The following is a 21,206-nucleotide window of genomic DNA, read 5'->3' on the forward strand; positions in this document are numbered from 1 at the left end:
GGCGCGGATCCCCGCGCCCGCCACCGCGCTCACCCCTTCACCAGGTCCTGGTAGTCGGGGTGCTTCTCGATCCACTTCTTGATGAACGGGCAGAGCGGCACGACCGGGTCGCCCTTGGCGCGGACGTCGTCCAGCGCCCCGCGGGCGAGGGCGCTGCCGACGCCCTTGCCCTCGAAGGCGGGATCGACCTCGGTGTGGGTGAACACGACCGCGCCGTCGCGCCGCTCGTACTCGGCGAACCCGGCGAGCCCGCCGTCCACCCGGATCTCGTAGCGGCCTTCCCCGGCATTGTCGGTGATCTCGGTGCTCATCCCCCGATCATGCCCCACGCCGGACGGGTTAGCCCGCTTCGTATCCCGCGTGCAGGAGGCAGTAGGTGACGGCCTCTTCGAGGGCCTGCCAGGACGCCGCGATGACGTTGTCCTCGACGCCGACCGTGCCCCACTCGCGCTCGCCGTCGGCGGACTCGATCAGCACGCGGGTGCGGGCGTCGGTGCCGTGCGCGCCCTCCAGGATGCGGACCTTGTAGTCGACGAGCTCCAGCCGCGCCAGCTCCGGGTACAGCCGGCCGAGCGCGATGCGCAGCGCGTTGTCCAGGGCGTTGACGGGGCCGTTGCCCTCGCCGGTCGCGATGATCCGCTCGCCCTTGGCGTGCAGCTTGACGGTGGCCTCGCTGACCATGGAGCCGTCCGGGCGGCGCTCCACGATGGACCGCCACGACTCGACCTCGAAGTGCCGCTGCCGGACGCCGGTCAGCTCCTCGCGCAGCAGCAGCTCGAACGAGGCGTCCGCGGCCTCGAAGGTGTAGCCGGTGGACTCCAGCTCCTTGACCTTGTCCACGACGGCCTTGGCCTTCTCCCCAGACAGGTCGTAGCCCAGCTCGCGGCCCTTCAGCTCGACGGACGCGCGGCCCGCCATGCTGGAGACCAGCATCCGCATGTCGTTGCCGACGGCGGCCGGGTCGATGTGCTGGTAGAGGTCCGGGTCGACCTTGACGGCGGAGGCGTGCAGCCCCGCCTTGTGCGCGAACGCCGACAGGCCCACGTAGGGCTGCTGGGAGCTCGGCGCGACGTTGGTGACCTCGGAGACCGCATGCGCGATCCGGGTCATCTCGGCCAGCTGCGCGTCCGATACCAGGTCCATGCCGCGCTTGAGCTGCAGGTTCCCGATGACGGTGAACAGGTTGGCGTTGCCGCTGCGCTCGCCGTAGCCGTTCGCGCAGCCCTGCACGTGGGTGGCGCCGGCCTTCACGGCGGCGAGCGAGTTCGCGACCGCGCAGCCGGAGTCGTCGTGGCAGTGGATCCCGACGCGGACGCCGAGCCCGACGACCTCGTCGACGACGTCGGCCAGCTCGTCGGGCAGCATGCCGCCGTTGGTGTCGCAGAGCGCGACGACGTCGGCGCCCGCCTCGGCGGCGGTCCGGACGGCCTCCAGCGCGTAGGCGCGGTTGGCCTTGTAGCCGTCGAAGAAGTGCTCGGCGTCCAGGAAGACTCGTTGGCCCTCCGCACGCAGGTGGGAGACCGTGTCGCGGATCATCGCGAGGTTCTCCTCCAGGGTCGTGCGGAGGGCCAGCTCGACGTGCCTGTCGTGACTCTTGGCGACCAGGGTCACGACGGACGCGCCGGATTCGCGCAGGGCGGCGACCTGGGGGTCGTCGGCCGCCTTCACCCCGGCCCGGCGGGTCGCGCCGAACGCGGTGAGCCGCGCGTGCCTCAGGTCGAGCTCTGTTCGGGCCCGCCTGAAGAACTCGGTGTCCTTGGGATTGGCTCCGGGCCAGCCGCCCTCGATGAAGCCGACGCCCAGGTCGTCCAGGTGGCGTGCGACGACGAGCTTGTCGGCCACGGAGAGGTTCAGCCCCTCCTGCTGCGAGCCGTCGCGGAGCGTGGTGTCGTAGACGTGGAAGTCGTCGCCGTGCATGGTGTGGGTCCCCCCAGGGATGGGCGATCAGCGCCAGGGCACAAAAAAGACCCCTCACGGACGTGAGAGGTCTGCGCGCCGGCGGTGTCCCGTTAGTTGCCGGCGCGCCAGCCGATAATGACGAGGCTGAGGCGCATGATGCGGTCCAGTCTGCCACACCCTCCGCCATGCATGGACACCCGTCTCGGATGCTGAGACGACCGGCCCGTGACCGCGGCCGCCGCCCCCCAATGCCGCGCACATCGTGAAGTCCACCGCCATTTCCCCCGAAAACGCTTTTTGGAAATGGGAGAAATGATCTCCCAAGGTTAAGTAAGGTTTTCATCGCGTAAACGCGCTTGCGCAAGGCTCGGTAAATGCCAGAGGATCGCGCTGTCCGCCGGAGGAGGGGATTGCGATGAGCGGTGATCCGGTTCGCGGAACGGTCGCGTCCTGGGACGACGAGAGCGGCTGGGGAGTCCTCGTCTCGCCGGACGTCCCGGGCGAGGTCTGGGCGCACTTCTCCGCCGTCCGCACCGTGCCCGGCGGCTTCGCCTCCCTGGATCCCGGTGAGAGCGTGCTGTTCACCTGGGAGGAAGCCGAGCAGGACGGCTACGCCTACCGCGCGCTGGACGTGCGGCGGGCCGAGCGGGACTGAGGGCCCGGGCCGGCGGACCCGGCACGGCCGCCCGCCGCTCCCGGCGGACGGCGACCATTTCCGAAGGGAATGCCTGTCATGCGCATGCACACATTCGGCCGGACGGCCGTGATCTCCGGAACGGCTCTGGCAATGGCGCTCGGCGCCGCCTCGGCCGCGTCCGCGGCGGGCCGTCCGGGGCACCACGCCCCCGCGGCCGCGGCCCATTACTTCGTGTTCACCAAACGGCATCAGGGCTTCGCGCACCGGGACCGGATCGGCGCGTTCCACGCGCAGGTGAAGCTCACCGGACGGTACTCGCGGCAGTACCCGATGCCGTGGTCGTTCCAGATCACGAGCAGCAAGCTCCGGGCGATCGCGCGGGGCCGGGCGGTCTGCACCGCCACCGGGCTGAACGGCCACTACCACGACCGGCACGTGATCCCCGTCGGCTACGTGTGGCACTCCACGGTCAAGCCGCACCGGGTCCGCAAGGTCTACACCCTCTCGGGCACGTGCACGTTCCCGGTGCAGGTCGGCGGCAAGCCCGGACGGGCCTTCGTCGGGTTCGCCTTCCACTACGCGATCAACCCGGACGCGCGCGGCGTGAGCCCGAAGACGGCCGGCTCCGCGATCACCACCACGGTGCGCTTCGGCCGCTGACCCGGCCGCACATAACGGCGCCCGATGGCGCGCACCCGGGGACGGGCGCGCCATCGGGCGCTTCCACCGATCAGACGATCTTGTGAACCCAGCCGTAGGGGTCGGGGCGGGTGCCGTACTGGATGCCGACGAGCTCCTGCCGCAGCCGCATCGAGATCTCGCCGGGCTCGCCGTCCCCGATCGTCCACTCCCGGTCGTGGCCCCTGACCCGGCCGACCGGGCTGATGATCGCGGCGGTGCCGCAGCCGAACACCTCGGTGATCTCGCCGGACGCGCAGCCGGCCTGCCACTCGTCGATGCTGATCTTGCCCTCCTCGGCCGGGATGCCGAGGTCGGGGGCCAGCTTGAGCATCGAGTCGCGGGTGACGCCGGCGAGCAGCGTGCCGGTGAGCGCGGGGGTGAGCAGCCGGGCCTGCGAGCCGGACCCGTAGACGAACATCAGGTTCATCGAGCCGACCTCCTCGACCCAGCGGTGCTCCACCGCGTCGAGCCAGACGACCTGGTCGCAGCCCTGCTCGACGGCCTCGGCCTGGCCGGCGAACGACGCGGCGTAGTTGCCGCCGAACTTGGCCTCGCCGGTGCCGCCCGGCGCCGCGCGGGTGTAGTCCTGCGACAGCCACACCGAGACGGGCTTGATCCCGCACGGGTAGTACAGCCCGGACGGGGAGGCGATGACCATGAACAGGAACTCGTTCGCCGGGCTGTTCACGCCGAGCGCGCGGGTCGTGGCGAACATGAACGGCCGCAGGTAGAGGCTGTGGCCCTCGGTGTCGGGGACCCACTCCTTGTCGGTGCGGACGAGCAGCTCGACGGCGTCGACGAACAGCTGCTCGGGGATCTCCGGCATGGCCATCCGCTTGGCGGAGCGGTTCATCCGGGCCGCGTTCATGTACGGCCGGAAGGTGACGATCGAGCCGTCCGGCTGCTTGTAGGCCTTGAGGCCCTCGAACAGCTCCTGGGCGTAGTGGAACACCTGGCTGGCCGGGTCCATCGGGATCGGCCCGTAGGGTTCGAGCTTGGCGTCGTGCCAGCCGCGGTCCGCCGAGTACCGGACCGTGACCATGTGGTCGGTGAAGTACCGGCCGAAGCCCGGATCGGCCAGGACGCGCTCGCGCTCGGCGGCCGTCGCGGGCCGCTCGGTCAGCGTGATCTCGAAGTCCAGGGTGTCGCTCATCGCCGTTCGTCCTCTCCCGATCGCCGGTGCGGCTCCATTGCCGCTGCGGCGTCCTTAGTCCCTATTGTCGTACTTCGTTCCTCGACCCCACTCCTCGTACGCGGCGCATACGGAAAACCGGGCGCGCCGCGAGGCGCGCCCGGAGTGTCCCTGCTCGTAGCCGGAGAGGCGCGCCCTCAGCCCGATACTCGCTTGGCGATCGCGTCGCCGATCTGCGCGGTCGACCGCGTCCCGAGCGCGCCGCGCTCGGCCAGGTCGTCGGAGACGGCCTGCTCGACCCGGCGGGCCGCGTCGCCGGCGCCGATGTGGTCGAGCAGCATCGCGACCGACAGGATCGTGGCGGTCGGGTCGGCCTTGCCCTGCCCCGCGATGTCGGGGGCGCTGCCGTGCACCGGCTCGAACATCGACGGCGCCGTCCGGTCGGGGTTGACGTTCCCGGACGCGGCGAGCCCGATGCCGCCGGCGATCGCGGCGCCGATGTCGGTGATGATGTCGCCGAACAGGTTGTCGGTGACGACGACGTCGAACCGCTGCGGCTGGCCGACGAAGAACATGGTGGCCGCGTCGACATGGCAGTAGTCGGTGCTGACCTGCGGGTACTCCGCGCCGACCTGCTTCATCACGCGCTGGTAGAGATCACCGGCGAAGGTCAGGACGTTGTCCTTGTGGACCAGCGTCAGCCTCTTGCGCGGCCGCGACGCGGCGACCTCGAACGCGTACCGGACGACCCGCTCGACGCCGAACGCGGTGTTGACGCTCTCCTGCGTGGCGACCTCGTGCGGGGTGCCCTTGCGCAGGACGCCGCCGACGCCCGTGTAGGGGCCCTCGGTGCCCTCGCGGACGACGACCATGTCGATGTCGTCCGGCGTGACGTCGGCGAGGGGGGTCTTCACGCCCGGGAACAGCTTCACCGGGCGGAGGTTGACGTAGTGGTCGAGCTCGAACCGGGTCCGCAGCAGCAGCCCGCGCTCCAGCGTCCCGCTCGGGACGCTCGGGTCGCCGACGGCGCCGAGCAGGATGACGTCCTGGCCGCGCAGCTCCTCCAGCACCGAGTCGGGCAGCGTCTCCCCGGTCCGGTGCCAGCGGGCGGCGCCCAGGTCGTAGGAGGTCTGCTCGAACGCGAGGTCGCTGGACGGGGCGACGGCCTCGAGGACCTTCAGTCCCTCGGCGACCACCTCGGGGCCGATCCCGTCACCGGGGATGACGGCCAGACGAATGCTGCGGGAAGCCATGGGCGTACTGTACTGCAAACGTCTCACTGCTTGGGCGTTCGTCTCATATCCCGGTACGCGGGTCTCGCCGCCGGCGACCCGGCGTCACCTTTGTCACTTTTCGCGGGGTTGACGGGCCGGGTGGGAGAAGGGACGCTCTCCTCGACAAGTTCACATCGAGGCGACGGTGCGCAGGAACCTGGTGCGAATCCAGGACGGTCCCGCCACTGTGACCAGGGAGTCTCCCCCCACCGCACGACCACGGCCGGGCCACCGGCGGGAAGGTCGGCGGGAGACGGCGATCTGGGAGTCAGGACACTGACCCGTCGTCCTCCCGCAACCGGGGCGAGTGCACCCCGTGAGGAGAACCCCGACATGGCCGAGTCCGCCGTACCGTCCGCCACGTCCCCGCAGGCCGAGCCGTCCGCGGCGCCGCTGCGCCTGCCGATCCGCGACATCGTGCCGTGGGCGGTGCTCGCCGTCGTGCTGGCCGCGATCCTGATCTACTTCGTCGGCGCCGAGCAGGGCGCCACGTCGATCTTCGGCGGCACCTGGGTGCACGAGTTCACCCACGACGGCCGCCACCTCCTCGGCTTCCCCTGCCACTGAGTTCCACGCAAGCCCGGCCCAAGGGCCTCGCCTGGCGGCTCGGCCCTTGACCGTGCTTGGGCGAGCGCGAACTCGCTTCGCGAGCTTCCCGGTGGACTCGCCTCCGGCGTCGTCCACCGGTCAGATAGCGCGCTCGCGCGGTGGCCGGGGATTCCGATTCGAGGAGATGTCGATGAGAGCACTGCTGGTCCGCGGGATGCTCGCGGGCCTGGCGGCGGCCGCCCTGGCCCTGGTCGTCGCCTGGCTGTACGGGGAGCCGCAGGTCGGGCACGCGATCGCATTCGAGGAGGCGCGGGCGCACGCCGAGCACGCGGGGCACGAACCGGAGGTCGTCGGCCGGGGCGTGCAGAAGACGGCCGGGCTGATCACCGCGATGGCCGTGTACGGGGTGGCGCTCGGCGGCCTGTTCTCGATCGCGTTCGCCTTCGCGGCGGGACGGCTCGGACGGCTCGGCGCGCGCGCCACGGCCGCCCTGGTCGCCCTGGCCGGGTTCGTCGCGATCGAGCTGGTGCCGTTCCTGAAGTACCCCGCGACGCCCCCGGCGGTCGGCAACCCGGCGACCATCGGGAGCCGGACGGCGCTGTACTTCTGCATGATGGCGCTGGGCGTCCTGGCGACGACCGCGGCGGTGATCGTGTGCCGCCGCCTCGTCCCCCGGCTCGGGGCCTGGAACGCGATCACGGTCACCGCGGTCGGCTACGCCGTCCTGCTGGCCGTCGTGTACCGGCTCACGCCGAAGCCCGACGCGATCCCGGAGCACTTCCCGGCGACGGTCCTGTGGAACTTCCGGATCGCCTCTCTGGGCGTCCAGCTCGTCCTGTGGGCCACGATCGGGCTGCTGTTCGGGTACCTGACCGAGCGTTCGGTCGCGCGGCGGCGCGCCGCCGTCCTGGTCTGAGGGCCGCGGGCCGTCGTCACGGGCGCCTCCGTGGCGACGGCGCGGCGCGGCGCGGCGGGCGGCGCAGGCCGCAGTCGCCGCACATCTCGCCGCCGGGCGGGACGCGGTAGTACAGGCAGCAGTTGCGCCGGGTGAAGCCGTGCGGGCCCAGCGTCCCGGTCCCCGCCAGGGGCGGGCGGGACAGCAGTTCGCGGACGATCGCGGTGCGGGCGCCGTCCGGCGGGCCGACGTTCAGGCCGCCGGCGAGCGCCGATGCCGCGTTCCCCCACAGCAGGCCGTCCGCGAGGCTCGTGAAGGTCAGCATCGTCGCGCGCAGCGGCTCCAGCTGGCCCGTGACGACCTGGCCGTGGACGAGGTCGGCGGCTTCGGCGGCGCCGCCGGCGCGGTGCCCGCGCGGCTCGGCCAGCCAGAGCGCTACGGGGGCGCCCGGCGCCCACCGCCAGTGCAGGCCGGCCAGGTCGGGCACGACGCCCAGCGCCGCCGCCGCGACGACGGGCGACCAGAGGCGCGACGCGAGGCCCTGGAACAGGATGGACGCGGCGACGCGCCGCTCGCCGGTGCCGAGCCGCTCCGCGTAGAGGCCGGTGAGGCCCGCGAGGCGTTCCGGGTCGCGTTCGGGCAGCGGCCGCCACGTCGGATCGGCCTCCTCGGCCGGATCGGTGGAGATCGCGAAGTACGGCCCGAGGCGCCCGGCGGCGCTCAGCGCCTCCCTGACCTCCCCGGGCCCGGCGGGCATCGGCGACGGCATGGCGTTCACCCTGCCATGCCCGTCCCGGCGCACGGCCGCGAGGCCGCCGCAGGGCCGGGAGGGCGGGGCGCGCTAGCGGGAGGGGTGGCCGCCGTTGTCGCGGCGGTCCAGGGCCGTCTGCAGGGCGCGGGCCGCCTCCTCGGCGGCGTCGTCCGCGGGCACGGTGGTACGGGTGGTGTCGTTCATGATCGCTCCGAATCGCTGAGGCTGGGTGCCGGGGCCGCCGGGACGCGTGGTTCGCACGGGTCCGGGCGCGGGATCGGGCTGATGGCCGGGCGAAACCTCCGCAGCGGTGCCGGCCCGCCGATGTCAGGCCCCGCTGCGGCAGCGAAGGATTACCGCGAAACGCCGCATGATTACTTGCGACGGTACCCGCCGTTCCGGCGACTGTCCCGACCCGTGGCGTAAAATCTCAACATGTGAGACGTGACGGTGGGCAGGAACGCGACGGGCGGGGGCCCGGCCGAAGCCGGACACCCGCCCGTCACGGTCGCCCAGAGATCAGTCGAGGTCGACGCGGCGGCCCATGTCGGCGCCCACCTCGGCGGTGATCGCGTCCACGAGCTGCGGCGGGATGCCGGAGTCGACGGTCAGCGCGATCAGCGCCTTGCCGCCCTTGGCGTCCCGGCCGACCTGCATGCCGGCGATGTTGACCTCGGCGTCGCCGAGCAGCTTGCCGACGGCGCCGACGATGCCCGGGCGGTCCACGTAGGAGAAGAACGCCATGTGCGCGGTCGGCACCAGCTCCATGTTGTAGCCGTTGATCTCGATGATCCGCTCGGCGTGCTTCGGGCCGGTCAGCGTGCCGGACACCGACACCACCGCGCCGTCGGCCATCGTGCCGCGCACCTGCACCACGTTGCGCCAGTCGGGGCTGTCCTCGCTGGTGGTCAGGGTGACCTCGACGCCCCGGTCGCGGGCCAGCAGCGGCGCGTTGACGAACGTCACCGACTCCTCGACGACGTCGGAGAACACGCCCTTGAGCGCGGCCAGCTCCAGCACCTTGACGTCGTGCTCGGCGATCTCGCCGCGCACCACCACGTCCAGCCGGACCGGCACGCCGCCGGCGAGGGCGGTGAAGATCCGGCCGAGCTTCTCGGCGAGCGGCAGGCCCGGCTTGACGTCCTCGGCGACCGCGCCGCCCTGGACGTTCACCGCGTCCGGCACGAACTCGCCGGACAGCGCCAGCTTCACCGAGCGGGCGACCTGCGTGCCCGCCTTCTCCTGCGCCTCGTGGGTGCTGGCGCCGAGGTGCGGGGTGACGACCACGTTGTCGTGGTGGAACAGCGGGCTGTCGGTGCAGGGCTCGCTGCTGAACACGTCGATGCCGGCGCCGGCGACCCGGCCGTCCTTCAGCGCGAGGTCGAGCGCCTCCTCGTCGACGATCCCGCCGCGCGCGGCGTTGACGATCCGCACGCTCGGCTTGACCTGGTGCAGCTCGCGGTCGCCGATGAGGCCGAGGGTCTCGGGGGTCTTCGGCAGGTGGACGGTGATGAAGTCGCTCTGCTGGAGCAGCTCGTCGAGGGTGACGAGCTTCACGCCGAGCTGCGCCGCGCGGGCGGCCTGCACGTACGGGTCGAACGCGATCACGTTCATGTCGAAGGCGGCGAGCCGCTGGGAGACCAGGACGCCGATGCGGCCGAGGCCGAGCACGCCGACGGTCTTGCCCTGCAGCTCGACGCCGGTGTACTTGGACCGCTTCCACTCGCCCTGCTTGAGGGCGGAGTGGCCCTGCGGAACGTTCCGGGCGGTGGCGAGGAGCAGCGCGATCGCGTGCTCGGCGGCGGTGACGATGTTGGAGGTCGGCGCGTTGACGACCATGACGCCGGCCTTGGTGGCGGCCTCCACGTCGACGTTGTCGAGGCCGACGCCGGCGCGCGCGACCACGCGCAGCCTCCCGGCGTGCTGGAAGACCTCGGCGGTGACCTTGGTGGCGCTGCGGACGATCAGGGCGTCGACGTCCGCGACGGCGGGCAGCAGCTTGGCCTTGTCGCTGCCGTCGACGTGACGGACCTCGAAGTCGGATTCCAGCACGGCGATGCCGGCCGGGGAGAGCTCTTCTGCGACGAGGACGACGGGCTTGCTCAAGGAAACAGTCCTTCGGAAGTCGGATGTTCGGCTGGTGTGCAGGTGAAGTCGCGAGTCACCTCGTCGTGCCCTCGCCCCCAGCGGCGAGTCTATCCCCCGGCGGGCGGCGGGGTCCGCGACAGGGAAGGACCGGCCGGTAACTCCGTTGTGTCCGCCGGGGCGGGGCCGTCCTCACCTCCCGGCCTCACCTCCGGCCTCACCCCCGGCCCCGGTCACGCGGCGTTCGGCTCGGGCATCGCGGCCAGCACGGCGGCGACCCGCTCGGCGTCGCCGACCCGGACGTGCGGGACGTCCACGAAGATCCGCAGCGGCCCGGCGGGCAGCCCGAGCTCCTCGGCCACGTGCAGCTGGACCTCGCGCAGCGGGATGTAGGCCAGGTAGCCGCGGAAGACGTCCTGGGACCGGAACATCCCGGTCATGATCAGCCGGTAGCCGCGGATGCGGAACGACAGCGCGGTCAGGCACGGCACGGCGGCGGCGTCCTCGCCCGGCAGCGTCAGCGAGATCCAGGCGCTGGTCGTCCACGGCCTCGCTCGCAGCAGGCCGACGACCCAGCGCAGCTGGTCGGCGCCGTCGAGGTCGCGGAGCCGGGGCAGGCACCGCCCGGTGGCCGCGTCCCGGGCTCGCTCGCGGGCGCGCTCCCTGGCCCGGCGCGCGAGCCGGGCCCGGTCGCCGTGCTCGCGGAGGATCGGGTCCTCCCAGCTCAGCGAGTCGATCTCGAACAGCAGCGGGGGCCCTTCGATGATGGGCCCCGCGTCCTCCATGCCGGCGACCCCGGCCGACCACACGTGCCGCAGGACGCCGATCCACGCCCTCCCGCAGGTCTCCCAGCGCCGGACGCCGTTGTCCTCTCGCGCCTGCACGTCATCTCTCCGCGCCATTGCCGGCCCGATCACCGCCAATGCGGGACGGGCGTTTCGCTGACCGCGGCATTGCCGCGCCGGTGAGGAATTGCGCCGCGCGCCCGGCCGGCCGTCCCGGGCCGGTCCTTGACAGCCTCTCACCACTCATGTACGCGCCCCAACGCCGCTCCGGCGGCGGTCACGTGAGTGTTCGCGCAGGTGCTCCCGCGCCGGCCGCGGCCGTCGCGACTTTCTTCAAGTATCGGGCAAGGTGGGCCAAAAGGATAGGTTCTTTTACCCTCGAAGCCATCTCCACCGGCATTCTGACCGCCCCGGCACGCAAAGGTCATTGGACAATCCGTCCAAACGATCGCCGCCATTCGGGCCCGGCCGGGCGAGGCCCTCACCAGGGGTCGGGGCCGGCCCGGTGGAGCACGACGTAGCCGTCCCGGGCGAACACCTCCAGGTACCCGGACGCCGTCAGCAGGGCGACCCGCCGCTGCTGCTCGGCCACCGACGGGAACGGGAACGTCCGCCGTTCCACGTCCGCGACGACCCACGGCGCGTCGCGCGGCTGCCAGTCCCACAGCAGGACGCGGGTCCGGCCGCTGAGCGCGGGCCCGACGCCGTTGGCGACCTCCACCAGCGCCCCGTCCGGGACCTTCGCGACCGCCGCGGCGGCGGCCGACGCGCGCTCGTTGCGGCTGTACAGCGCGGGATCGCCGAGATCGCCGAACGCGAAGAACGGCACGGTGACGATCGCCGCCGCCAGCAGGCCGGCCGCCGGGACCCAGGCCGCGCCCAGCCGATGCCCGAGCCGCCCGAGCCGCCGCACGCGCGAGCGCAGCCAGGCGTTCCGGCGCAGGCGCGCGGCCCCGTCCACCGCGGCCAGGACGAGCGCCGCGACGATGAACGCGTTGTAGTGGTAGTGGGGCGCCCACCAGTTGGCGAAGCGGTCGGCGAGCATCCGCTCGGCCAGCGGCGGCAGGACGACCAGCGTCAGCGGGGACGCCAGCGGGAGCAGCAGCAGGGGCAGGACGAGCAGGGCCATCATGGTGAGCTTGCCCGGCGGGGTGCCGATCGCCGCGACCGCGTCCCACGGGTGCAGCAGGACGTGCGCGGCGGCGTGCGGGAGGTCGCGGCCGAGCGAGGTGTACGCCCAGTAGTAGTCGTTGTCGCCGCCGAACGCCGCGATCGCGATCTTGGAGCAGACCGCGGTCGCGGCGACGCCCGCGGCGGCGTACGCCAGGCCCGCGCGCCGCTCGCCGCGGCGGGTCAGCAGGAACAGCCCGAACCCCGCGAGTAGCAGCCCCATGTCCTCCTTGACCAGCAGCAGGAGGAACGCGGCGAGCGCCGCCCGGCCGCGCCGCCCGGCGTCGTACCGCTCGATCATCAGCGCCGACAGCAGCGGGACGAACGCGACCTCGTGGAAGTCGAACGCGAGCGCCTCGGCGACCGGCCACGACAGGGCGTAGGCGCCCGCCGCGCAGTACGCGCCGCCCGCGCCGAGCCGGCGCTCGGTGAACCGCCAGACCGGCACGATCGCCAGCGCGAACAGCACGCCCTGCGCGACGAGCAGCGTCCCCGGGCCGTCGTGGATCCAGTACAGCGGCGCCAGCACCGCGAGGATCGGCGAGAAGTGGTCGCCGAGGACGGAGAAGCCCGGCCCGAACCCGTTGTGGACGCCCTTGACGATCGCGACCGGCGCGCCGAACCGGCTGTAGGACCGGACCGCCTGATCGAAGATCACGAGGTCGTAGGTGCTGGCCCGGAACGCGTGCAGCCGCAGCAGCGCGTAGGCGGAGTCGAGCACGGCGCTCGCGGTGACGAGCGCGGCGATCGCCCAGGCCCGCCGCCGCGCCCCCGCGCCCGGGCGCCCCCCGCCGCCGGCCGGCCCTTCCACCGCGACCGCCTCCGCCTCCGCCACGCGCCGGACGCTACCAGCCCCCCGCCACCACCTCGTCGCCTCGCGGCGGGTGTCAGCCGGCGGGGCGGTGGGTCAGCGGGAGGCCGCGGCGGGTGAACAGGGCCGCGGCCACCACCGCCATCAGCGGGACGGCCACGCCGACGGCCAGGAGGAGCGGCCACGGCACGTCGAGCGTCGGGCCGTGCCCGGGCACCGCGGGCGAGCCGTCCGGGCCGGCCGGGACCGTCGCGACCGCGGTGAGCGGGCGGGCGACCGCGACGCCCGGGACGAACCCCGCCGCGATGCCGAGCCAGCAGCCGAGCACCGCGACGAACCCGGCCTGGCCCATCGCGAGCAGCCGGCGGGTGCGGGGGCGGGCGCCGATCGCGGCGAGCGTCGCCAGGTCGGGCCGGGCGTCCGCGGCGGCCAGCCCCGTCGCGATCATCGTCCCGCCGAAGGCCAGCACGGCCCCGGCGATCGCGAGCGCGAACAGCATCGGCGAGGGGGAGCCGACGTGCCCGCGCTCGACGTAGACGCCGTCGTCGTTGTCGGTGAAGCCGGCGAGGACCTCGGTCAGCCGGGACTGCTCCGCCTTGGTGACCCGGTGGTCGGCCCGGTCGATGCCGAGCGCCTCGGTCCGCACGGGTACCCCGGCCCGCGCAGCGGCGGACGGCGGCACCAGGGCCTGGACGTGCGGATCCTCGCGGACGGCGAGCGCCGGCACGCCGCGCACCGTGCGCACCGTGTGCTGCTGGTCGTCCTTCCAGTAGGAGACCGTCAGCGTGGTCGTGCCGCCGGGCAGCGGCCCGGAGCCGAAGACGACGACCTTCCCGGCGGCGAGCGCGGCCGTCACCGCGGGGTCGTCGCGGCCGAGCAGCAGGCGCGCCTCGCGCGCGCCGCCGACGACGTTGTCGAGCACGATCGTCCTGCTCCGGGACGGTCCCGCCGCGAAGCCCACGGACGGGCATTTCGCGGTGTCGGCCTGGTCGCACTCCGAGCCCTCCCCCGGCAGCGTCCGCAGCGGGACGACGGGCACCCCTGGCAGTTCCCGCCCGATCGCGGCGCTGACGGCGTCCGCCCGGCCCGCGGGCGGCCTGACCAGCGTCGTCCCCATCGGCAGCCGGGGCTCGTACTCGGCGCGCTCCTGCCGGGCGTCGCTCGCGACGCCGATCGCGAACACGGTGATCCCGGCGACCGCCGCCATGATCGCGGCGACGACGGGGGCGGCGCGGCCCCGGTTGCGGGCCCCGTCCCGGACGGCCAGGCGCAGCGGCAGCGGGAGCCACCGGGCGCCCCGGCCCGCCGCGCCGACCAGCCACGGGGTGGCCATGACGCATCCGACGACGATCGCGGCGGCGCCGAGCGCGGCCCCGAGCTCGTGCAGCGCGCCGGTGCCGAACAGGCAGGCCGCGACGCCGAGCAGGACGAGGACCGCGCCCGCGACGGGCCAGCCGCGGCGCGCCCGGCCCGCGTCCCGGCGCCCGGCGAGCGCGGCGACGACGTCCATCCGCGCGGCCTGGACGGCCGGCACGAGGGCGGCGAGGACGCCGCTGCCCGCGCCGAGCAGCATCGTCACGGCGACCAGCGTCCACGGCACCTCGTACGGGCCGAGCACGACGCCGAGGAAGGTCCTGGACAGCGGCTTGGCCAGGGCCGCCGCGAGCAGGCCGAGCAGCGCTCCGGCCGCCGCGGCGGCGCCCCCGAGGACCAGGCCGCCGGCCAGCACGACGGCGCGCAGGTGCCGCGCGTCGCCGCCGCACGCGGCGACCAGCGCGAGCCGGTGCCGCTGCCGCCGCACGCCCACCGCGAACGCGGGGCCGGCGAGCAGCACGACCTCCAGCACGACCACGGCGACGGCCATCGCGACGACCGCGACGGCGGCGCCGTCCGGGCCGGACGCCGGGCCGGACGCCGCGCGGGCCCGCGGCGGCGGGGCGGACACGACGGCGCGGGACAGCACGGTGATCCCGCTTTTGTTGAGCGCGGTCACCTCGTCCCAGGTCACCGGGCCGGCGCCGGCGACCAGCCACTGCGGGCGGGGTGAGGGCGCGTCCGGCACCGCGCCGGGCAGGGTGAGGGCGACGGCCCTGCCGGGCTCGCGCGGGTCCCGGACGTGCCCCACGACGCGTCCGGTCGTCCCCGACCGGTCGATCTGGACGGTCGCGCCGATCGGGAAGCCGAGCGAGGGCGCGAGCGCGACCTCGCCGGGCCTCGCGGGCGCGCGGCCGCCGGTGACGTCGAGGATGCCGCGGGTCATGGGGTCGCGCAGGTCGAGGCCGATGTGGTCGGCGCCGCGGTAGCCGCGGGCGGTCCGGAGCGCGACGTGCCCGCCGGTCTCCAGCGGCTGGACGCGCGCCGACGGCCCGAACGCGGCGGCGACCCGCCGGGTGATCTCCGGTGTGGTCCAGGGCCGCCCGGCGTCGTCCCCGGACGCCCCCGGCCCGGTGATGATCTCCTGGTCGTCGGCCGTCTGCCCGATCGGGGCGTGCCCCGCGCCGGTGAGCCGGGCGTCGGCGGCGCCGATCTCGTAGGGCAGCGACTCCCGCGCCGACCAGGCGCTGGTCTCGTAGAGCACGGCCAGCGCGACGATCGCCATCACGGGCAGGCCGATCATGGCCACCACGAGCGCGGTGCGGCCCTTGGCGCGCAGCGCGTCCCGGCGGGCCAGCCGCAGCGCGGCGCCGTAGGCGCTCACCCGGCCTCCAGGAGCGTCTCGGGGCCGGTGCGGCCGGGGGTGGAGTCGACCATCCGGCCGTCCCGCAGGAACACGACCCGGTCCGCCCACGCGGCGTGCCGCGACTCGTGCGTGACCATCAGGCAGGCGGCGCCCTCGTCGCAGCGGGACCGCAGCAGCCGCATGATCTCCTCGCCGGCGTGGCTGTCGAGGGCGCCGGTCGGCTCGTCGGCGAGCAGGAGCCGGCGGTCGCCGATGATCGCGCGGGCGATCGCGACGCGCTGCTGCTGCCCGCCCGACAGCTCGTCGGGGAACCGGTCGGCCAGGTCGCCGGCACCGACGGAGGCGAGCGCCTTGTGCGCCTGGCGGCGGGCCCGGCGCGCGCGGGCGCCGTCGAGCTCGCGCGGCAGCATCACGTTCTCCGCCGCGGTGAGCGCGGGGATGAGGTTGAGGTCCTGGAACACGTAGCCGACGGCGCGGCGCCGCAGCGCCGACCGGGCGGCCGCGCCGAGCGCGCCGATGTCGGCGCCCGCGACGGTGATCCGGCCGGACGTCGGGGTGTCCAGCCCGCCGGCGAGCGTCAGCAGCGTCGACTTGCCGGAGCCGGACGGGCCCATCACCGCGACGAACTCGCCCTCGGCGACGTCCAGGCTGACGTTCCGCAGGGCGTGCACGAGCCCGGCGCCCGTCCCGTGGTCGCGGGACACGTCCCGCATCACCAGCACGCTCACCGGCTCGTCTCCTCGATCGGCGCGTCCTGCGGCGCGCCGGCCGGCGGGCCCGCGGGCGCGGCGGGGGCGGTCCGGACGACGAACGCCTCGCAGTGGTCGAGCCAGCGGACCTCGGCCTCCGTCTGGAAGATCATCGACTCCAGGACGAGCCGCCACGCGCGGTCGCCCTGGTCGGACGGGTCGGCGGGCGCGGCGGCCTTCACCCGGGTGAGGTCCTGCAGGGTGCGCAGGGTGGCGGTGCGCTGCGCCTGGACGACCTGCCGGACGTCCACGCCGGGCGTGGTGACGGCCATCGCGAGCTTGATCGCCAGCTCGTCGCGGGGGCGGTCGGCGCGGGCCACCGGGGTGGCGAACCACGCCCGCACGTCCGCCTCGCCGGCCGGGGTGATCCGGTAGACGAACCGGCCCTCGTCGTCGGCTCCGACGCGGGTGACCAGCTCGTCGCGTTCGAGGCGGGACAGCGTCGAGTACACCTGCCCGATGTTGAGCGGCCAGGACGATCCGGTGGACGCCTCGAACTCGGCGCGCAGCTGGTAGCCGTAGCGGGGGCCCTGGGACAGCAGGGCGAGCAGGCCGTGACGTATGGACATGGACACCGAGTATGCATACGCGGTATCCCTTGCGCAATACCGCGTATGCATCCCGAAGGACACGCTACCGGAATTTCACTGTGCGCAACCATCTCACGCCTTACCGTGACCATGTCCCCGGACGATCAGGAGAGAAGCGTGACCTCCGACAGCACGATCAGCGTCCTGCGCGACGTCCTGCGCGTGTACGACCACCGGTACCTCGACCTCGACCGCCGGCAGCGGGAGCGGCTCGTCGACGGCACCCGCCGGGTCATCGGCGACGAGGGCCTCAGCGACGCCGCCCGCGCCGCGCTGCCCGCCGCCGACCGGCTGCGCGCGTTCTGCATCCAGTACGGACTGCGCGACGAGCTGGAACGGCTGATCCGCGACGAGGTCGAGGGCAGCCCCGCGGGCGCCGTCGTGGTCGGCGGCCGGATCTACGCGATGTACCCCTACCTGCGCGGCGTCCCCCGGCAGGACGCCGACATCACCACCGAGGTCGGCGTCGAGCACCGCCTCGACGCCGTGTCCTGGCACGGCAGGCGGGTGCGGATCCGCGGCACCGCGATGCTGGAGCGCGTCGAGACGAACCGGACGGCCGTCGAGGTCGTCCTGCGCGAGCGGACCACCGGCAAGGAGCACGTGTTCCCCGCCGGCCCGCGCTCCGCGCCCGGCACCGGGACCGGCGGGTTCGAGGCGTTCGCCGACCCGGCCGGCGTCGAGCCCGGCCGCTGGGACGTGCACGTCGCCGCGACCGCGCACGGCGTCACCCGGGAGGCCCGCTTCGGCTCGCGCCGCGCCGACGGCCTGAAGACCGCGCCGCAGCGGCGCCCCGTGGGCGACCACCACGTCTCGGTGTACTTCACCAAGGGCGGCCACCTGGCGCTGGTCGTCCGCGAGGACGCCGGCGCCACGTCCCTGCGCGCCCGCCTCCGCCGCCGCCTGTCCCGCTCGCCCGCGCCGCGCTGAAAAGCGAGAACGGGGGCGGGCGCCGCGCGCCCGCCCCCGCCACGAACTCCTGCTAGTCGTTGATCCAGCTCATCATCGGGCGCAGCTCCGCACCGGTCTTCTCGATCGGGTGCTCGGCGAGCTGCTCGCGGTACTTGCCGAACTGGGCCTGGCCGCCCTCGAACTCCTCCACCAGCTCCTTGGCGTACTCGCCGGACTGGATCTCGCCGAGGATCTTCTTCATCGCGGCCTTCGTCTCCGGCGTGATCACGCGCGGGCCGCGGCTGTAGCCGCCGTACTCGGCGTTGTCGGAGACCGACCAGTACATCTTGGAGATGCCGCCCTCGTACATGAGGTCGACGATCAGCTTCAGCTCGTGCAGCACCTCGAAGTAGGCGACCTCCGGCTGGTAGCCGGCCTCGGTGAGCACCTCGAACCCGGCCTTGACCAGCTCGGACGCGCCGCCGCACAGCACGGCCTGCTCGCCGAACAGGTCGGTCTCGGTCTCCTCGGTGAACGTCGTCTTGATGCCGCCCGCGCGCAGGCCGCCGATGCCCTTGGCGTACGACAGCGCCAGCGGCCACGCGTTGCCGGTGGCGTCCTTCTCCACCGCCACGATCACCGGAACGCCGCGGCCCGCGACGAACTGGCGGCGGACGAGGTGGCCCGGGCCCTTCGGCGCGACCATCGCCACGTCCACGCCCTCCGGCGGCTGGACGAGCCCGTACCGGATGCTGAAGCCGTGCCCGAAGAACAGCGCGTCGCCCTCGACGAGGGCCGGCTTGATGTCCTTCTCGAAGATCTCGCGGTGGTGGTGGTCGGGGGCGAGCAGCATGACGAGGTCGGCCTCCTCGGCCGCCTCCGCCGGGGTGACCACGCGCAGGCCCTCGGCCTCCGCCTTCTCCCGGCTGGCCGACCCCTCGCGGAGCCCGACCCGCACGTCGACGCCGGAGTCGCGCAGCGACAGCGCGTGCGCGTGCCCCTGGCTGCCGTACCCGATGATCGCGACGTGCCGGCCCTGGATCACGCTCAGGTCGGCGGCGTCGTCGTAGAACATCTCAGCCACAGTGCTGTTACCTTTCTTCGATGTGGTTTTACGTCTCGGGCCGGGCCGCGCGCCCGGTCGGGCGCCGGTTCAGGCGCTGCGCTCGATCGCGCGCAGCGACCGGTCGGTGATGGACCGGGCGCCGCGTCCGATGGCCACCATGCCGGACTGGACCAGCTCCTTGATCCCGAACGGCTCGAGCACCTTGATGAACGCGTCCAGCTTGTCGCGGTTGCCGGTGGCCTCGATCGTGACCGCGTCGGGCGCGACGTCCACCACCTTGGCACGGAACAGCGTGACGGTCTCGAGGACCTGCGAGCGCGTCTCCGCGTCCGCGCGGACCTTGACCAGCACCAGCTCGCGCTGGACCGACGCCGGCTGCTCCAGCTCGACGATCTTCAGCACGTTGATCAGCTTGTTCAGCTGCTTGGTGACCTGCTCCAGCGGCAGCTCGGCGACGTTCACCACGATCGTCATCCGGGAGATGTCCGGGTGCTCGGTGGTGCCGACCGCGAGGGACTCGATGTTGAAGCCGCGGCGGGAGAACAGCGCCGCGACCCGCGCGAGGATGCCCGGCTTGTTCTCCACCAGGACCGAGAGGGTGTGCGAGCTCATCGGGGTCAGTCTCCGTTCTCCCACTCGGGCGCCATGTCCCGCGCGATCTTGATGTCGTCGTTGCTGGTGCCGGCGGCGACCATCGGCCAGACCATCGCGTCCTTGTGGACGACGAAGTCGATGACGACCGGGGCGTCGTTGATCTCCATCGCCTTCGCGATGACCGCGTCCACGTCCTCCGCCTTCTCGCAGCGCAGGCCCACGCACCCGTAGGCCTCGGCGAGCTTGACGAAGTCGGGGATCCGCTTGGCCGTGTGCTCGGCCTGGGGCTGCAGCACGGTGTTGGAGTAGCGGCCCTCGTAGAACAGCGTCTGCCACTGCCGGACCATGCCGAGGTTACCGTTGTTGATCACGGCGACCTTGACCGGGATGCCCTCGATCGCGCAGGTGGCGAGCTCCTGGTTGGTCATCTGGAAGCAGCCGTCGCCGTCGATCGCCCAGACCGTGGCGTCCGGGTCGCCGACCTTGGCGCCCATCGCCGCCGGGACCGAGTACCCCATCGTCCCGGCGCCGCCGGAGTTCAGGAACGCGCCCGGCCGCTCGTACTTGATGAACTGCGCCGCCCACATCTGGTGCTGGCCGACGCCCGCGACGTAGTAGGCGTCCGGGCCCGCGATCTCCCCGATCCGCTCGATGACGTACTGCGGGGACAGCGATCCGTCCTCGGGGACGTCGTAGCCGAGCGGGTAGGTGTCGCGCCAGGCGTTGAGCTGCCGCCACCAGTCCTCGTAGTCGCCCTTGCGGCCCGCCTCGTGCTCGTTCTGCACCGCGACGATCAGGTCCGCGATGACCTCCCGGGCGTCGCCGACGATCGGGACGTCCGCGTGCCGGTTCTTGGAGATCTCCGCCGGGTCGATGTCGGCGTGCACGACCTTGGCGTGCGGCGCGAACCCGTCGAGCTTGCCGGTGACCCGGTCGTCGAACCGGGCGCCGAGCGCGATCAGCAGGTCCGAGCGCTGCAGCGCGCCGACCGCGCCGACCGCGCCGTGCATGCCCGGCATGCCCATGTGCAGCGGGTGGCTGTCGGGCAGCGCGCCCTTGGCCATCAGCGTGGTGACGACGGGGGCGCCGGTCAGCTCGGCGAGCACCTTCAGCTCGGCGGCCGCGCCGGCCTTCAGCACGCCGCCGCCGACGTACAGCACCGGGCGCTCCGCCTCGACGATCAGCCGTGCCGCCTCGCGGACCTGCTTGGAGTGCGGCCGGGTGACGGGGCGGTACCCGGGGAGCTGGAGCTGGACGGGCCACTGGAACTCGACCGTGGCCTGCATCGCGTCCTTGGCGATGTCGACCAGGACGGGGCCGGGCCGGCCGGTGCCGGCGATGTGGAACGCCTCGGCGATGGTGCGGGCGATGTCCTCGGCCCGGGTGACCAGGAAGTTGTGCTTGGTGATCGGCATCGTGATGCCGGCGATGTCGGCCTCCTGGAAGCCGTCGGTCCCGATGAGGGACGTCGCGACCTGGCCGGTGATGGCGACCATCGGCACCGAGTCCATGTAGGCGTCGGAGATCGCGGTGACCAGGTTCGTCGCGCCCGGCCCGGAGGTGGCCATGCACACCCCGACCTTGCCGGTGACCATCGCGTAGCCCTGCGCGGCGTGGCCGGCGCCCTGCTCGTGGCGGACGAGGATGTGGCGCAGCTTGTTCGAGTCGAACAGCGGGTCGTAGGCCGGGAGGATCGCGCCCCCCGGGATGCCGAACACGGTGTCGACGCCGACGTTCTCCAGGGCGCGGACCAGCGCCTGGGCTCCCGTCATCTGTTCGGTCGTCATGATCCTGTTTCCTTGGGAGAGAAGTCTGGGGCTCGCCGGGCAACAAAAAACCCCCGCCGCCGGGAAGCGGTCGAGGGGAGGCGCGCAGGTCGGTGAGCTTGGTCAGCCTGCGCGCCGACCAAGTACTACGAGGATGATGGTGGTGTTCTGCACGGAGCCACTTTCGCCGAGATCCGGCCG

19 protein-coding genes and 1 riboswitch are annotated in these 21,206 nt (G+C 73.3%); of the genes, 5 read left to right on the forward strand and 14 right to left on the reverse strand.

The window, feature by feature from the left end; translation table 11 throughout:
* Nucleotides 1-29: 29 nt before the first annotated feature.
* Nucleotides 30-311: a GNAT family N-acetyltransferase gene (locus AB0C78_RS38470; protein ID WP_151545042.1), complete on the reverse strand. Its 282-nt coding sequence runs from the start codon at nucleotides 309-311 to the stop codon at nucleotides 30-32.
* Nucleotides 312-339: 28 nt separating this feature from the next.
* On the reverse strand, nucleotides 340-1,917 hold the full coding sequence (gene cimA, locus AB0C78_RS38475) for a citramalate synthase (RefSeq protein ID WP_151545043.1): 1,578 nt from the start codon (nucleotides 1,915-1,917) through the stop codon (nucleotides 340-342).
* A gap of 397 nt (nucleotides 1,918-2,314) precedes the next feature.
* Between cimA and AB0C78_RS38480 the strand changes: the two genes are divergently transcribed.
* Together AB0C78_RS38480 and AB0C78_RS38485 are read left to right on the forward strand one after the other, a co-directional pair.
* A complete protein-coding gene (locus AB0C78_RS38480) occupies nucleotides 2,315-2,554 on the forward strand; it encodes a cold shock domain-containing protein (protein ID WP_151545044.1) in 240 nt (79 codons plus the stop codon).
* Nucleotides 2,555-2,632: 78 nt separating this feature from the next.
* Entirely contained in the window at nucleotides 2,633-3,196 is a 564-nt protein-coding gene (locus AB0C78_RS38485; protein WP_360758077.1) for a hypothetical protein, read from the forward strand.
* A gap of 70 nt (nucleotides 3,197-3,266) precedes the next feature.
* Here AB0C78_RS38485 and AB0C78_RS38490 read toward each other — a convergent pair whose 3' ends face one another.
* On the reverse strand, nucleotides 3,267-4,370 hold the full coding sequence (locus AB0C78_RS38490; protein WP_360758080.1) for a branched-chain amino acid aminotransferase: 1,104 nt from the start codon (nucleotides 4,368-4,370) through the stop codon (nucleotides 3,267-3,269).
* A 176-nt stretch (nucleotides 4,371-4,546) separates the two neighbouring features.
* On the reverse strand, nucleotides 4,547-5,602 hold the full coding sequence (locus tag AB0C78_RS38495; RefSeq protein WP_360758083.1) for a 3-isopropylmalate dehydrogenase: 1,056 nt from the start codon (nucleotides 5,600-5,602) through the stop codon (nucleotides 4,547-4,549).
* Nucleotides 5,603-5,731: 129 nt separating this feature from the next.
* Nucleotides 5,732-5,923: riboswitch (cobalamin riboswitch) on the forward strand.
* A 33-nt stretch (nucleotides 5,924-5,956) separates the two neighbouring features.
* Between AB0C78_RS38495 and AB0C78_RS38500 the strand changes: the two genes are divergently transcribed.
* Complete coding sequence (locus AB0C78_RS38500) at nucleotides 5,957-6,190, forward strand: CbtB domain-containing protein (protein WP_151545048.1); 234 nt, start codon at nucleotides 5,957-5,959, stop codon at nucleotides 6,188-6,190.
* 172 nt (nucleotides 6,191-6,362) lie between these two features.
* Nucleotides 6,363-7,088, forward strand: coding sequence for a CbtA family protein (locus AB0C78_RS38505; protein WP_360758086.1), 726 nt, complete (start codon nucleotides 6,363-6,365; stop codon nucleotides 7,086-7,088).
* Between the two features lie 16 nt (nucleotides 7,089-7,104).
* On the opposite strand, the gene AB0C78_RS38510 is transcribed toward AB0C78_RS38505, so the two are convergent.
* The 7 genes from AB0C78_RS38510 to AB0C78_RS38540 all read right to left on the reverse strand — a co-directional run bounded on the left by AB0C78_RS38510 (nucleotide 7,105) and on the right by AB0C78_RS38540 (nucleotide 16,667).
* On the reverse strand, nucleotides 7,105-7,836 hold the full coding sequence (locus tag AB0C78_RS38510) for a (2Fe-2S)-binding protein (protein WP_360758089.1): 732 nt from the start codon (nucleotides 7,834-7,836) through the stop codon (nucleotides 7,105-7,107).
* Nucleotides 7,837-8,337: 501 nt separating this feature from the next.
* Nucleotides 8,338-9,924, reverse strand: coding sequence for a phosphoglycerate dehydrogenase (gene serA / locus AB0C78_RS38515; protein WP_360758092.1), 1,587 nt, complete (start codon nucleotides 9,922-9,924; stop codon nucleotides 8,338-8,340).
* 212 nt (nucleotides 9,925-10,136) lie between these two features.
* Nucleotides 10,137-10,787: a hypothetical protein gene (locus AB0C78_RS38520; RefSeq protein WP_360758095.1), complete on the reverse strand. Its 651-nt coding sequence runs from the start codon at nucleotides 10,785-10,787 to the stop codon at nucleotides 10,137-10,139.
* Nucleotides 10,788-11,169: 382 nt separating this feature from the next.
* Nucleotides 11,170-12,693 carry a DUF2079 domain-containing protein gene (locus AB0C78_RS38525; RefSeq protein WP_360758098.1) on the reverse strand — a complete coding sequence of 508 codons (1,524 nt, stop codon included), beginning with the start codon at nucleotides 12,691-12,693 and terminating at the stop codon, nucleotides 11,170-11,172.
* 52 nt (nucleotides 12,694-12,745) lie between these two features.
* A complete protein-coding gene (locus tag AB0C78_RS38530) occupies nucleotides 12,746-15,367 on the reverse strand; it encodes an FtsX-like permease family protein (RefSeq protein ID WP_360758101.1) in 2,622 nt (873 codons plus the stop codon).
* Nucleotides 15,364-16,077, reverse strand: a complete 714-nt coding sequence (locus tag AB0C78_RS38535) for an ABC transporter ATP-binding protein (protein WP_225992035.1) — start codon at nucleotides 16,075-16,077, stop codon at nucleotides 15,364-15,366. The genes AB0C78_RS38530 and AB0C78_RS38535 overlap by 4 nt, the downstream gene beginning before the upstream one ends.
* Nucleotides 16,074-16,667: a PadR family transcriptional regulator gene (locus tag AB0C78_RS38540; RefSeq protein WP_360758104.1), complete on the reverse strand. Its 594-nt coding sequence runs from the start codon at nucleotides 16,665-16,667 to the stop codon at nucleotides 16,074-16,076. Before AB0C78_RS38540 ends, AB0C78_RS38535 begins: the two co-directional genes overlap by 4 nt.
* A 138-nt stretch (nucleotides 16,668-16,805) precedes the next feature.
* Here AB0C78_RS38540 and AB0C78_RS38545 point away from each other — a divergent pair, with 138 nt between their 5' ends.
* Entirely contained in the window at nucleotides 16,806-17,618 is an 813-nt protein-coding gene (locus AB0C78_RS38545; protein WP_360758107.1) for a hypothetical protein, read from the forward strand.
* 52 nt (nucleotides 17,619-17,670) lie between these two features.
* On the opposite strand, the gene ilvC is transcribed toward AB0C78_RS38545, so the two are convergent.
* The 3 genes from ilvC to AB0C78_RS38560 form a co-directional block, all read right to left on the reverse strand.
* On the reverse strand, nucleotides 17,671-18,654 hold the full coding sequence (gene ilvC / locus AB0C78_RS38550) for a ketol-acid reductoisomerase (protein WP_151543425.1): 984 nt from the start codon (nucleotides 18,652-18,654) through the stop codon (nucleotides 17,671-17,673).
* Nucleotides 18,655-18,732: 78 nt separating this feature from the next.
* Nucleotides 18,733-19,257 carry an acetolactate synthase small subunit gene (ilvN, locus tag AB0C78_RS38555; protein ID WP_151543426.1) on the reverse strand — a complete coding sequence of 175 codons (525 nt, stop codon included), beginning with the start codon at nucleotides 19,255-19,257 and terminating at the stop codon, nucleotides 18,733-18,735.
* Nucleotides 19,258-19,262: 5 nt separating this feature from the next.
* Entirely contained in the window at nucleotides 19,263-21,029 is a 1,767-nt protein-coding gene (locus AB0C78_RS38560) for an acetolactate synthase large subunit (RefSeq protein WP_360758166.1), read from the reverse strand.
* Between the last annotated feature and the right edge of the window lie 177 nt (nucleotides 21,030-21,206).

Origin of the sequence: Actinomadura sp. NPDC048394, from assembly GCF_040651755.1 — a bacterium.
In the GTDB taxonomy this organism is placed as follows: Bacteria; Actinomycetota; Actinomycetes; order Streptosporangiales; family Streptosporangiaceae; genus Spirillospora; species Spirillospora montaniterrae.